11 protein-coding genes are annotated in these 12,932 nt (G+C 37.9%); 5 read left to right on the top strand and 6 right to left on the bottom strand.

Features of this window, described 5'->3' with window-relative positions; genetic code table 11:
* Positions 1 to 40: 40 nt before the first annotated feature.
* A complete protein-coding gene (dnaX, locus tag FGQ66_RS02415; RefSeq protein ID WP_138301584.1) occupies positions 41 to 1,777 on the bottom strand; it encodes a DNA polymerase III subunit gamma/tau in 1,737 nt (578 codons plus the stop codon).
* A 265-nt stretch (positions 1,778 to 2,042) separates the two neighbouring features.
* Here dnaX and FGQ66_RS02410 point away from each other — a divergent pair, with 265 nt between their 5' ends.
* The 3 genes from FGQ66_RS02410 to FGQ66_RS02400 are packed head-to-tail and all read left to right on the top strand — an operon-like array spanning position 2,043 to position 5,321.
* Entirely contained in the window at positions 2,043 to 3,293 is a 1,251-nt protein-coding gene (locus FGQ66_RS02410; RefSeq protein ID WP_005878267.1) for an SPFH domain-containing protein, read from the top strand.
* Between the two features lie 22 nt (positions 3,294 to 3,315).
* Positions 3,316 to 4,527 (top strand): TFIIB-type zinc ribbon-containing protein, encoded by a 1,212-nt coding sequence (locus FGQ66_RS02405; RefSeq protein ID WP_005878265.1) that lies wholly within the window; start codon positions 3,316 to 3,318, stop codon positions 4,525 to 4,527.
* Positions 4,524 to 5,321, top strand: a complete 798-nt coding sequence (locus FGQ66_RS02400) for a TPM domain-containing protein (protein ID WP_005878263.1) — start codon at positions 4,524 to 4,526, stop codon at positions 5,319 to 5,321. Before FGQ66_RS02405 ends, FGQ66_RS02400 begins: the two co-directional genes overlap by 4 nt.
* A gap of 406 nt (positions 5,322 to 5,727) precedes the next feature.
* Here the strand turns inward: FGQ66_RS02400 and FGQ66_RS02395 are convergent, their stop codons facing one another.
* The 3 genes from FGQ66_RS02395 to FGQ66_RS02385 all read right to left on the bottom strand — a co-directional run bounded on the left by FGQ66_RS02395 (position 5,728) and on the right by FGQ66_RS02385 (position 7,335).
* Positions 5,728 to 6,078: a type II toxin-antitoxin system PemK/MazF family toxin gene (locus tag FGQ66_RS02395; protein WP_081134843.1), complete on the bottom strand. Its 351-nt coding sequence runs from the start codon at positions 6,076 to 6,078 to the stop codon at positions 5,728 to 5,730.
* Entirely contained in the window at positions 6,072 to 6,335 is a 264-nt protein-coding gene (locus FGQ66_RS02390) for an AbrB/MazE/SpoVT family DNA-binding domain-containing protein (protein ID WP_081134844.1), read from the bottom strand. Before FGQ66_RS02390 ends, FGQ66_RS02395 begins: the two co-directional genes overlap by 7 nt.
* Before the next feature lie 343 nt (positions 6,336 to 6,678).
* Positions 6,679 to 7,335: a Crp/Fnr family transcriptional regulator gene (locus FGQ66_RS02385; RefSeq protein WP_005878251.1), complete on the bottom strand. Its 657-nt coding sequence runs from the start codon at positions 7,333 to 7,335 to the stop codon at positions 6,679 to 6,681.
* Between the two features lie 192 nt (positions 7,336 to 7,527).
* On the opposite strand from FGQ66_RS02385, the gene FGQ66_RS02380 reads away from it, so the two are divergent.
* Positions 7,528 to 7,806: a hypothetical protein gene (locus FGQ66_RS02380; RefSeq protein WP_005878249.1), complete on the top strand. Its 279-nt coding sequence runs from the start codon at positions 7,528 to 7,530 to the stop codon at positions 7,804 to 7,806.
* A gap of 18 nt (positions 7,807 to 7,824) precedes the next feature.
* Entirely contained in the window at positions 7,825 to 9,012 is a 1,188-nt protein-coding gene (locus FGQ66_RS02375) for an MFS transporter (RefSeq protein ID WP_081134847.1), read from the top strand.
* Positions 9,013 to 9,349: 337 nt separating this feature from the next.
* Here the strand turns inward: FGQ66_RS02375 and FGQ66_RS02370 are convergent, their stop codons facing one another.
* Together FGQ66_RS02370 and FGQ66_RS02365 are read right to left on the bottom strand one after the other, a co-directional pair.
* Positions 9,350 to 9,676: a MazG nucleotide pyrophosphohydrolase domain-containing protein gene (locus tag FGQ66_RS02370; protein WP_138301583.1), complete on the bottom strand. Its 327-nt coding sequence runs from the start codon at positions 9,674 to 9,676 to the stop codon at positions 9,350 to 9,352.
* Positions 9,677 to 10,014: 338 nt separating this feature from the next.
* Positions 10,015 to 12,774: an endo-beta-N-acetylglucosaminidase gene (locus tag FGQ66_RS02365; protein WP_138301582.1), complete on the bottom strand. Its 2,760-nt coding sequence runs from the start codon at positions 12,772 to 12,774 to the stop codon at positions 10,015 to 10,017.
* Positions 12,775 to 12,932 lie beyond the last annotated feature (158 nt).

Here is a 12,932-nt window from a genome sequence, read left to right as displayed (position 1 = left end):
CTTTAGTTCATTTACTTGTTATTCATTCTATAATCACTTGTTAATCATCAACGATAGTCACAATGTCAGGTCCGAATATCTCTTCTGCTTTTGTAACGATCGTTTCTTCTTGCGGTTCATTTTGAGGAATCAATTCGATTTCTTGTGCTTCATCTTCTGGCGCAAATGAATCTTCTGTGCCACTGTCTTTCGCTTGGATCAAATAATCTTTACGGATCAGAGGCCAGCTTTCTCGGGTGATATAAACTGGCTCTGGTGCATAATCTTGGATCATCCGACTAAGGTTGTTATGGATCGAAAGCTTTAGTTCTTCATCATTCGCTGCTCGTTGACAGACGATCTCATAGTCAAAAGCAATCACTAAGCCATTGGGACTAGCAGCAACAGGTTCACTTGCTTTTAGCATCGCTCGTTGAGTCACAGATAGGCTCATTAGCAGATCGTCCCAGACTTCTTTGACATTATTCAAATGTTTTCTTGTTGCTTCTTTTAATACTTTATAAACACGTTCAGTTGGTACGCGATACGTACTTGCTTGCTTTTTCTGAACAGGTGCGTGCGTTTGCTTGGCAGGTGCTTGATTGGCACCTCCATTGGTCTTGATAGCACTGATTTCTTTTTTTAGTTCACTGATTTCTTTTTGCAACTGCTTCACAAGCTGATCATCTACTCCGCTTTCTTGGCTTGTACCATTGCTAGGAGCCTGTGCTAATTTGACTGTCGCTACTTCTAAATAGATCGTTGCACTGTTCGTAAAACGAATCTCATTTTGTGTGTCACTCAATATGCGGATCATTTGGAATAAGCGATCAGCTGTGACTTCTTTAGATAGTGCCACAAAAGGCTCTCTGATAGATGTCGTTTGTTCTGCTAAAAGGTTCGGTGCTTGTTGGAACATCAATAGATCCCGACAGTATTGTAAAAGATCCTCTAAGAAACGGCGAGATTCCTTCCCGGCTGCCAAAATATTGGTCAGCGCCTCTAATGCCTTAGGAACATCTTTATTCACACACGCGCTTAGATACTCATCCATCATCTCATTTGTCAGACTTCCGGTCACCTGCATCGCATCATCCAAAGTAACGGTCCCATCACTGAATGAGATTGCTTGATCCATGATACTCAAAGCATCACGCATCCCGCCTTCTGCAGCTCTTGCAATCACGCCCAGTGCTGGTTCTTCATACATGATATTTGATTGGTCTAAAATAAATTTCAGATGTTCAATGATATCTGCTGCGGTGATCCGCTTGAAATCAAATCGTTGTGTTCTTGAAATGATTGTTGCAGGAATCTTGTGCGGTTCAGTGGTTGCTAAAATAAAAATAACATTTTCTTTTGGCTCTTCTAATGTTTTAAGTAAGGCATTGAATGCTCCGGTAGAAAGCATATGGACTTCGTCTATGATATAGATTTTGTACGCTGCTTTAGTAGGTGCATAATTGGCTCGATCTCGGATAAAGCGGATTTCTTCTACCCCATTGTTGCTTGCTGCATCGATTTCAATGACATCTTCTTGCGTTCCTGCAGTGATCGATTGACACATTTCACATTGGTTGCAGGGTTCACCATCTTTACTATTTGGGCAGTTGATTGCTTTTGCAAAAATTTTAGCTGCACTCGTTTTACCAGTTCCCCGTGGTCCTGTAAACAGATAAGCATGAGAAGTTTTGTGGGAAACGATAGCATTCTTCAAGGTCTGGGTAACTGCTTTTTGTCCAACGATATCGTCAAAACGTTGGGAACGCCAGACGCGATAAAGTGCTTGATATGCCATGAGGATCCCCCTTTTTTTAAAAATTCACTATCTTTTATTATACGTGATTTTAGAAAAAAAAACTACTATAGTTCTCGTATAGTTTCTGCTTTTTTTATCGTTGCTCGTTCATTAACTACTTCCACATAAGAGTGCTTTTTCCCTATAAATTCTTTCGTTCGAAGTCTCATTCTACATCTTTCGACCGAGCGCTTTTCATTTCCCCTATGGTATAATGAAATCATCAATCTATTACAAAAACACTTTCATTAGGGAGGAATTTTTTATGGGTCTTATCAAAGCAGCAACAAGCATGATCGGCGGCGGATTAGCAGATCAGTGGGTCGAGGTCATTGAACCTGATGATATGAGCGACACCACCGTCATGACAAAGGGCGTAAAAGTACGAAAAGATGACAAACGTGGGTCAAACCGAAAAGGCACAGAAGATGTTCTGACAGATGGTTCAGTGGTCCATGTCTATCCAAATATGATGATGCTTCTCGTAGATGGTGGAAAAATCATCGATTATACTGCTGAAGAAGGCTACTATACGATCAAAAATGATTCTGCTCCCTCAATGTTCAATGGTTCATTGAAAAGCGCGATTGCAGAAACTTTCGACCGTTTCAAATTTGGCGGTGTCACACCTCAGAAACAACAGGTTTTCTATATCAATCTGCAAGAAATAAAAGGAATCAAGTTTGGGACAAGTTCACCACTCAATTACTTTGATAATTTTTATAACGCTGAATTGTTTTTACGTGCGCATGGTACGTATTCGATCCATATCACTGATCCGATCTTATTCTATACCAATGCTATCCCTAAAAACAAAACACAAGTGGATATCTCGGATATCAACGAACAGTATTTAGCAGAATTTTTAACCGCTTTACAATCTGCAATCAACCAAATGTCTGCAGATGGTCAACGTATCTCTTACGTTCCTTCTAAAAGTCTAGAATTAAGTAAATATATGGGAAATGTCTTAGATGACTCATGGAACGAACTACGTGGAATGGAAATCGTTTCTGTTGCGGTCGCAAGCATTTCTTATACAGATGACTCTGTCAAATTGATCAATATGAGAAACGAAGGCGCTATGTTAGGCGATCCTAGCGTCCGAGAAGGTTACGTCCAAGGATCAATCGCTCGTGGAATGGAAGCTGCTGGTAAAAATGATGCTGGTGCTATGACTGGTTTTATGGGCATGGGTATGGGCATGAATGCAAATGGCACGTACCTTTCACAAGCTGCACAAAATAATCAAGAACAGATCAACCAACAACAAGCAGAAAAACAAAATCAACAAGCAGCTCAAGGCAACGAAAACACTTGGACTTGTCCTGTCTGCAGCACAGAAAATACAGGTAAATTCTGCTCGAACTGTGGTACAGCAAAACCTGTCGCAAACGTCCAACCGAAATTACAAATGAAATGTAGTGAATGTCATGAAATCGTGGATCTTTCAAATGGTATCCCTAAGTTTTGTCCAAATTGCGGAAAACCATTCAAAGGTATCCCACTTGATTAAGTATTAGAAAGGTGTGGCGCGGATGGATGTTCTTACGCATAAATGTCCCAACTGTGGTGGTCCCTTAACATTTGACCCCAATGATCAAAAATTCCATTGTGATTACTGTCTAAATATCTATACGGAAGAAGAAGTTAGTCAATACGAACAAGAACAAAAAGAAGCTCGCGGTGCCCAAACGCAGCAAACTTCTGCTGAGGAAAACGGAGCCGATCAATTTACCTTTACTGCCGAAGAACAACTAGATCAGATGGACGATGCAGAGAAAAAAGCATTCGCAGAAGCTGGTGGACTATCTGATTCTGCAGATGATGCAACACCAAATGGAACGATGGAAAATGAGGATAATGAGGCAACAATGGAATTGTTTCTTTGTCCAAGCTGTGGTGCAGAAATCGTGACAGATGCAACAACTGCAGCAACTTATTGCTATTATTGTCATAATCCGGTCGTTTTGTCCGGACGACTGAGTGGTAAATTTTTACCGAATAAAGTTCTACCCTTTGCTGTAGAAAAAGAAGAAGCCATCACTAAATTCTTAGCGTGGACAAAGAAAAAATGGTTTGTTCCCAAAGCGTTTTTTAACAAAGACCAAATAGATAAATTAACAGGAGTCTACTTTCCTTATTGGGCAACTGATGCTACCGTAGATGGTTCTCTGCAAGCAAATGGAACTGTTATCCGTATCTGGCGTGTCGGTGATATCGAATATACGGAAACCAAACAGTTTGCTGTACACAGAGAAGGTTCTCTCTCTTTTAAAGAGTTGGTAAAAAATGCCTTATCAAAAAATACCCAACAAAAAATGGTAGAAACTGTTCAACCATTTCCTTTAGAGAAAGCCATCGACTTTAAAAGTCAGTATTTGGCTGGCTTCCAAGCTGAAAAACGTGATATTGACTATCAAGCAATCAAATCGCAAGTCCAATCTGAGCTTCAAGACTATTCAGAAAAACTGCTACGAGATACTGCAAGTGGCTATACGACACTAACGAACGTCCATGCCTCTGCGGATATCACAAGCGAGAAAAATGAGTATGTTCTTCTCCCCGTATGGCTAGTTACCTACCGTAGCAGCGATAGCAATAAAAAAGTCTACTACTATGCGATGAATGGACAAACAGGTAAAGTCAGTGGTGTTTTACCCATCAGTCACAAAAAACTTGGTCTGACAGCCTTTGGAATCTTTGCCGTCTTAGCAATCCTCTTTATGATTGGAGGGTACCTAATATGAGCAAAAAAATCCTCCTATTTTTCTTGACGGCTATCGGCTTGTTCTGGACCTCTTCTGTTCAAGCTGCCACACCGCCGATCAACGATGAAGCTGGCCTGTTCACTCAAGAACAGATCCAATCCTTGGAAAAACAGGTTCAGCCTCTAAATGAAAAAATCAAGGGGCAAGTCTTAATTGTGACGACAACTTCGAATTCCGAAGAGCCACGTGATTTTGCTGATGATTATCTAAGAAATGCAGTTGGCAACGACAATAACGGCTCCGTCTTATTACTAGATATGGGTCAACGTGAAATCTATATCTCTACTTCAGGGAATATGATCGACTATCTAGATGATAATCGAATTGATGCGATTCTTGACGACGTCTACGATCAAATGTCAAACGACGCATATTACGAAGCGGCGCAAGCTTATCTGACAAAGGCAAGTGAATATGTCGCAGATGGCGTACCAGGCGGTCATTATCGCGTGGATGAAGAAACAGGTAAAATCACTCGCTATAAAGTCCTAACACCTGTTGAAATAGTAATTTCGATTGTCCTTGCTTTGGTTTTAAGCTTAGTCTTCTACTTTGTGACAGTTTCAAGGTATCAGTTGAAATCTGGTACGTATAAATACCCGTTCCGTGAAAAATCAACAATAAAATTAACGGACAAAACGGATCGCTTAACGAACTCATTCGTCACTACCCGCCGTATCCCAAAAAGTCCCCCACCTGGCAGTGGCGGAGGCGGAAGCACCACCCATTCAAGTGGTGGCGGCACCTTTGGCGGAGGCGGTCGAAGCTTCTAACAGTGATCATCTTTTCAACGAAACTATTCTATCGTAGAATCATCACCACCCATTCGCACGGGTGGTTTTTTCTACGACTGAATACCTCTTTTACCGGTCTAATCCTGAAAGGTTGACTGAATCGGTCCTCTTTGGTGCTATATTTACTCACTGTTTCTCAAAGAATCTCTAAGCGCTTTTGCCGTTTTTTTTCCTGTGAATAGATCAAACTCTTCAAATGCTGTAAGCTGATCTACTACCTAATCTTTTCTTAATTGATTACGAATCATACAAAAAATCTGAGTCAGAATTTTGTTCATTCTGTCCCAGATTTCATTTTATACAAGTCTTCAACCCTTATTGACAAAGAGCCCAAAAAAGACAGCATAATCAGCAACGGATAGGTGATTACGCTGTTGTTTCTATTTTATTTACTTACTTTTTGAAATACTGTTCTAACTTTCATCAATAACTCCTCAACCAAACTATCATGTGCTTTTTCCAAAAAAATACACTCTCTGGCTTCATAATCAATTGTCGTTAGTTGATCTAATAATACTTTTCCTGTCGTCTTCATTTCATATTGTGAATTAATATTTACATATAACGGATAGTTTCTAGTTGTACTAGAAATTGGAGCAACTGTAACAACGTTACTATAATCTGCAATAATATCATGACTTAAAACAATATAAGGTCTTTTTCCTGTTTGTTCATGTCCAGATCGAGGTGCTGTATTCAATAATAGAATATCGCCTTGTCTAGGGTTTCTCACCATTTTTCATTACCTACTGCTTCACCTAAATTTTGAATCGTCACATGGTTTCTTTCGTCAGTGTAATTTTCAAATAACTGTTCAATTGTTAATTCATTTTCTAAATTAGCCGCTTCGATGATTAGCCGCTTTTGACCGTTTACTTCTTCTTGTGTTATCTTCACTTTGTCTTCTGTATGAATTCCAAGATATTCCATAATATACTTTGGCAATCTAAGACCATTACTATTTCCCCATTTTTTTATAGGTAACATTTCCATATTAGACACCTCTTCCTGTATATACATAGTATAACACATACGAGAAAGAACGTATATACATAATTATCCTTTTCTATTAAATTTGGTTAACATTTTATGAATTCTTGAACCAATAGAAACCTTACTTTCAATTGATTCAAGTGAAATAACAAAAAAATCTGAGACAGAAGGTTAAGTACTTCTATCCCAGATTTGATTTTACAAAACTCATCAGTCCTTATTGACAAAGAGCTACAAAAATCACTTTTCAAATTTTTGTGAATCCCGGCTTATTTTTCAGAGGAGTTGCTTTCTCTTACTTCACGAAGCGTAAGACGTCCATCAAAAACTTATTCTGTTCTTTCTAAAAAATAATATTGTCTTCTAATAAGTCCATGTTTGTAATGATGATTCGGTGGTCTTTTACTTTGATAATCCCGCTTTTTTTCAGCTGCTTTAAAATACGGCTAACGCTGCTTGCTGTTGAGATTCCGCAAAACTTTGCGATTTCCTCATTTGTAATGATAAAATCAATCACCAAGCCCTCCTCAGTTCGAACGCCAAATAGGTCATACAATTCATATAATTGTGTACAAACCGCCCCTAACTTTCCATTCAATAACATTTGTTGCATTTTTTTCATTGAATAGAGTAAGCGATAACGATAATACTCTTTGACGTAATGTTGCATCTTAGGATCATCGTTGATCTGCTCCCAAAACTTTACACGATTGATTCGATAAAATTCTGCATATTCTGATTCTACTCGAATATTATAAGGAGAATCAATAAACTGAGAATATTCATCTTTGATCAGTGAGACGATTTCAAGATCTTTTATGTATCTCAGATTGAATTCTCTTCCGTCATTTGAAATGACACTCGCCTTCACCGTTCCTTCTTTCAATATATAAGTGTAGCAATCTTCCACACCTTCAAACGTCAGATACTTATGATATCTTTTTCGTACAATTGGAAAATTATTTCTTTCCAAATATTCCTTCAGCACTCTACTGTCCAATGATGCTCCCCCATCCAAACTTTCATATAAAAAAGATAATACAAGATTTCTGTACTTTTTAAAGTTCAAAAGTATTTTACTAATGATATTAACATTTGTTAAGTACTATTTTATACTACGAACGCGATTTTTTTCTTTTTTTTGTTTCGGTATACTGCGAATGTAAAACTTTTTAAGAATAGAGGGAAAAAAATGAACTATTGGATGAAAACAATCATTAATCGACTTGAGACAGCTTATCAGACAAGGTTTGATATGAAAGCATCATTAGTCTTCTTAAATGATGCGTATCAAAACTCTATTGAGTTGGTCAAAGCCGTGGATGAACAACCATCAAACGAGTTAGAAGAATTTCTTGATTTATTTATGACAACTCGTGATTTATTTATTCGTCAATTGGTAGATCGTTATCCATCAAACTATCATGACGTCGAAGTACAAATTGAAAAATTAAAAGCATATTCAGATTAAGGGGACCTTACAGAGCACATGGAAAAGAAATTATTCAATAAATATTTTATCGGAATCACACTTATCAACTTCATTGTCTATTTGATCTACTATTTACTTATGGTCATCATCGCAGTCATTGCGCAAGATGATCTACATGCTACCATGAGCCAGGCAGGTTTTGCATCTGGGATCTATATCATTGGTACACTGTTGGCCCGCTTATTTATGGGAAAACAATTGGAACTTTTCGGTCGTAAGTTCACATTACGTGGTGGTGCGATCTTTTATTTCCTTTCAACTTTAGCTTATCTTTACACACCTTCAATCGGTGTCTTGTATCTTGTTCGTTTTTTAAATGGTTTTGGTTATGGAACAGTTTCAACTGCAACAAATGCGATCGTAACTGCCTATATTCCTGAAGCTAAAAAAGGTGAAGGAATCAACTATTACGGTTTAAGTACAAGTTTAGCCGCTGCGATTGGACCATTTTTAGGAATGATCTTACTTAACCTAACAGATTTCCACTTTATCATTTGGTTCTCTATTGTACTTGTTTTCCTTGTAACGATTGCATGTATGTTTTTCCCAGTGAAAAATATCGTATTATCTGATGAACAAAGAACTTCACTACGTTCTTGGAACATCAACGGCTTTATCGAAAAGAAAGCTTTATTCATTACGGGTATCGCATTCTTGATGGGTCTTTCTTATTCAAGTGTTTTATCTTTCTTGTCTTCTTATACTAAAGTCATTCATTTGGTTTCCGCTGGTTCATTTTTCTTCGTAGTATATGCTTTAGTCATTACCTTTACTCGTCCTTTAACTGGACGAATCTTTGATGCAAAAGGCGAACAATACGTTATGTATCCTAGCTACCTATTTTTAACAGCTGGCTTGTTCTTATTAAGTGTAACAACGAATAGCGTTACTTTACTACTTTCTGGTGCACTAGTTGGTCTAGGCTATGGAACATTCATGTCAAACGGTCAGGCAGTTTGCTTGAAGATCGTGAAGGAACACCGAATCAGTATTGCTCTTTCAACCTACTTTATCGGATTAGATCTAGGTCTTGGTGTTGGCCCTTATTTGATGGGTGTATTGAAATCACTCACTTCATTTAGAGGATTATATGTTGTTTCAGGTATTATCCCATTGATTTGTACTGTTCTTTATTTAGGATATAATCATAAAAAGAATCATCAAGTAAAACTTGAAATGAATTAAATTCAGTATTTGATAAAAAATGATCGTTGCATCACGCAACGATTTCACAAATAAGCCAGATGTCCCACAAAAATATCTTTCATATTTTTGCGATCATCTGGCTATTTTTCTTATAAACTGGAGGTTATCATTCTTCTTATCCTCAATTTACCGCTCGAAAATTAAATACTTCCAATCATCCATGCCAGAAATCAAGTTCCACCCTTGTTTACCATATTCGTTCAGTTTAACAATATATCTATCTAACTTGACATGAACATCAAATGATGGATCTACACTTAAATTTACAGTCATATATTCCTATCCTTACATTCCCAATCTCCTTTCAATTTCAAATTTACCAACGCTTCATATTCTTTTCAAACTTATTAACATATGCAGACTTTAATTCATCAGATGAGATATCATAACATAATAAAATATCATTGTAATACATCAATATATCTGCTAATTCTTCAATCAAATCTTTTCTCAAATCCTCATCTTGACTAGCTTCTAATCCGCTATGTTTTTTTACAATATCAATTACTTCGCCAATTTCTCCAACCATCCAAAGCAATTTATTTTGCCCTACTTCAGCAGAAATACCTTCCCATTTGTCTTTGTATTTTTCTTGTAGTATTTTTTGCATCTCTTTCATTTCATTAATCGTAAATTCACTCATATAAATATCTCCCTACAAATTTCGATTTGTCCTTACCTATACTATATCATGCTGTTATAAGCATTGTCTTTTCTTTTCTGCTTTTGAAACGCTACTTATCAGCCTATATATTTTGTAAATGGTGCTATTCAGCATTGCTTACGCAACAAGCCCTTGATAAACCATAGACTAATAGGGTGTAACATAATCAAGCAGAAAAAACAGTCTACTATTTCATAGCATTGAAAGAGATACTCTTTTTCAAGTGTCATTCTTTTATAACTTTGTATAACTTCCTGATAACTATTATACAAAAATCATGCGATTCTTTTGACTCTATACAGATTGTTACCTTTTCTTTATTTCGTTAAACCATATGCTTCAAACTCATAGAGGCGAACTGCCGAGTCGGCTCCTTGCGTTGGTTGATTAACTGTTAATCGAATGAATCGCGCAGAAGCTGCTGCAAATGTATTGATTGTATTGCTAGCGCTGTTGCTTGCCGTACGAGAAACTTCATGGAAATTTGTTCCGTCTTCACTCAGCTCAAGGGTATACGCTCTCGTGTTCATACTTGGACTTTCTCCACCAGCTGCGGCATGTGCCATCCGTATTTCACTTACTGTTTTTAATGATCCTAGATCAACTGTCAGCACATGAGGCGCACTACCTGTTGCACACCATTTTGTTCCTAGATCTCCATCTACAGCGAACTTTGGTGCTTCCGCTTCATTTACATAAGAAGAAGCTTCTGCTTTAGCATCTTTAGAGAGTAAGGCCAAACCATTTTGTGCTTCATTGGTAACAGTTACGATCCCTTTCATTCTATTAGTGGTTTCACCTGCCTCATTGATTGCAGTCAACTGAACATCATAAACTCCTTCTTTAGAATAAGTTACCACAGGATTTTGGTCTTGACTTGATTCGATCGATGCCCCTTCAAATGACCATTGGACACTTTGAGTATTTGCCGAAGAAGTATTTGTAAACTCGATCTCTTCACCTGGTGCTACTATCGTTTTAGATACAGAAAAAGAAGCCTTAGGTGGTTGCATCTGTGGCCATTCAAATGTGACGATCTGTGATGGCTGTCCTTGTTTGCCATAAAGGTCGACAGGTACGATTTCGATTCCCGTTATTGATTCGCCTTGACGTTCAAGACCATCAATAAAATGCGTTTGTGCAGATGTTGCTCCGATAAATGAACGCTCGCCATTTTCCAGCACACGGTAGATTTCATAGCGTGCATTTTGTTCTGGATGCGTACTTTCCCACATCAAGCGGATGCCTGCATGTATCCGTTCTTCATCAAATTTGATATCTTCGATTACTGGATTTTCAATGTTCGATGAGGATACTTTCCCTTGTGGTGCCGCAACGATTTGTCCAAAATTCAATGCATATTCGTCATTGTCAGCGAAAGAGGATAGCTCATAAGAGATAGAAGTCACTACTTTATCGGTTGCTTTATTCAAGTGATAAGCAACCGTTGTCCAATCATTTGTCACTTTTTTATTTCCTTTAAATGTTTCACTTGTCCCATCCTCAAACTCAAGTACAAGATCCAAGTTTGTACGGTCCGTTGCTTTTGCAATAGTCGTAAATGTCATATTTTTTTCGATTTTAGCCTTTGTTTGATACAACTTGATCTTATTTGATTCTTTTGCAGCTATCTTTCCAACTAATGCAATTGAACTTCCACCATTGTAAGCGGCCGTATAATCAATACTTCCTGACAGCTCACTACCACCTCCCTGCTCAATGATCCAGCGATACGTTGGCATGATATCTTGCAGACTGCGGTTATTCCATTCTGTTGTTGAAATTGGGGTCCCATTCAAATAATAGCTATAGCCATTTCCAACATTGAAATTCGTTACAAAAGGCCATTGTGTGATTGCTGTTTGCTCGACTGCAAAAGTAGAGATTCCTGGCCACTCAGTCCCTTTTGGTAAGACACTCTTAGTCGGATCATGTTGGTTATTTACCCAGAAATTTTCTTCTTTTTGTTGGTATTCATTTGGATCACTAGCAGAAGAATAGGTCCAGCTTGGAACATATAAGCCTAGCGAGGTATAGGGTGTTCCTTGATTGTCAGCAAAAAGATTCCATCTTACCGGTGTATCATATCCTCTTTCTTGAACATCGATGCCGGCAAACAAATCATATGGATCAATCCCTAATGTTTCAGCTTTTTCTTTTGATTTACGTAATAAATCTTGACTGGCTAGTCGGTCGGTATTCCACCAGAAATTAAGAAACATGCTGTCTGCTACAGGATTCAAATCGGCATCTACTAGATAATCTTGATTTTTCTCTGTTAGTGCATTCTGCCAATCCATCTTCCCCTCATTTGTCATCGAGTCATACCACATGACATCCAATTCATTACTCGTTTTTTCTTTAAATTCAACGATCAGTTCTTTCATCAGATCTGCATGGGTTTTCGTTAAGCCTATCTCCGTTTCTTGGTTGATGAACCATCCATCAAACCCATACTTTTGAGCAACTTCGATCATTTTATCAACAATTGGAAAATGGCCTGTCGCATCCTTTTTTAAAAATGTATCGAGCCATTCGATTTTTCCGCCATGTGCTCCTTGAGGGAAGAAGATCGTTCCAAGTACGGGCACACCATTTTTGTGCGCTGCATCTGTCACATCTGGACTTGGTGGAACGATTATTCCTTCACCAGCCGAACCGCCCCAGTAAACTAACTGATCAATATATTGCCAATTTGAAAAAACATTCGCATCAAATGTGTTCGAACCTCGTGGCGCATTACCGCTTGTACTACTATTCATGATAGATAAAGCAACCACTTTCATCTGTTCATTTTGCGTTTTGTTTGCTTTAATCAATTGAGATTTTTCTACTCTTTTTGCTAACGGTTCCGTACTGACGTTATATTTAGCATCTGCATCTTTGGCAAATGACCACTCTAACAATTCATCTGGGAACCAGTAAGATGATTCTGGCTGATTCTCCATTGAAGTGGCCACTGCACCTTGTGTTTCAGGTTGTTCTTCAGCAATGACAGGCATAGTTCCAAAAAATAATCCTATGATTCCAAATCCAACTAGTGTTCCTACTTTAAAAGTCTTCGCTAGCTTTTTCATTCAGTCCTCCTATGATATGATGCAACCTTTATTTTAAATAAAAATATCCCCGCTCGATCCTCCTTCCTATACAATAATTGTTACAACTAAAATGATAGCGCTTACCAAAAGGCGTGTACATGAACATATTATAGATTTATCAGCACAAATCATAGATT

The sequence above is a fragment of the Enterococcus sp. BSD2780061688st2 D3 genome (genome assembly GCF_005844145.1).
In the GTDB taxonomy this organism is placed as follows: Bacteria; Bacillota; Bacilli; order Lactobacillales; family Enterococcaceae; genus Enterococcus_B; species Enterococcus_B durans.
The sequence above is the reverse complement of the archived record's forward strand: the minus strand, read 5'-3'. Positions and strand labels throughout refer to the sequence as shown.

Excerpts from the sequence above, each read along its gene's own strand:
- FGQ66_RS02405 (WP_005878265.1), top strand. The coding sequence starts at position 3,316 with ATGGATGTTCTTACGCATAAATGTCCCAACTGTGGTGGTCCCTTAACA.
- FGQ66_RS02380 (WP_005878249.1), top strand. The coding sequence starts at position 7,528 with ATGAACTATTGGATGAAAACAATCATTAATCGACTTGAGACAGCTTAT.
- dnaX (WP_138301584.1), bottom strand. The coding sequence starts at position 1,777 with ATGGCATATCAAGCACTTTATCGCGTCTGGCGTTCCCAACGTTTTGAC.
- FGQ66_RS02365 (WP_138301582.1), bottom strand. The coding sequence starts at position 12,774 with ATGAAAAAGCTAGCGAAGACTTTTAAAGTAGGAACACTAGTTGGATTT.
- FGQ66_RS02390 (WP_081134844.1), bottom strand. The coding sequence starts at position 6,335 with ATGGAAATGTTACCTATAAAAAAATGGGGAAATAGTAATGGTCTTAGA.
- FGQ66_RS02410 (WP_005878267.1), top strand. The coding sequence starts at position 2,043 with ATGGGTCTTATCAAAGCAGCAACAAGCATGATCGGCGGCGGATTAGCA.
- FGQ66_RS02400 (WP_005878263.1), top strand. The coding sequence starts at position 4,524 with ATGAGCAAAAAAATCCTCCTATTTTTCTTGACGGCTATCGGCTTGTTC.
- FGQ66_RS02395 (WP_081134843.1), bottom strand. The coding sequence starts at position 6,078 with ATGGTGAGAAACCCTAGACAAGGCGATATTCTATTATTGAATACAGCA.
- FGQ66_RS02375 (WP_081134847.1), top strand. The coding sequence starts at position 7,825 with ATGGAAAAGAAATTATTCAATAAATATTTTATCGGAATCACACTTATC.
- FGQ66_RS02370 (WP_138301583.1), bottom strand. The coding sequence starts at position 9,676 with ATGAGTGAATTTACGATTAATGAAATGAAAGAGATGCAAAAAATACTA.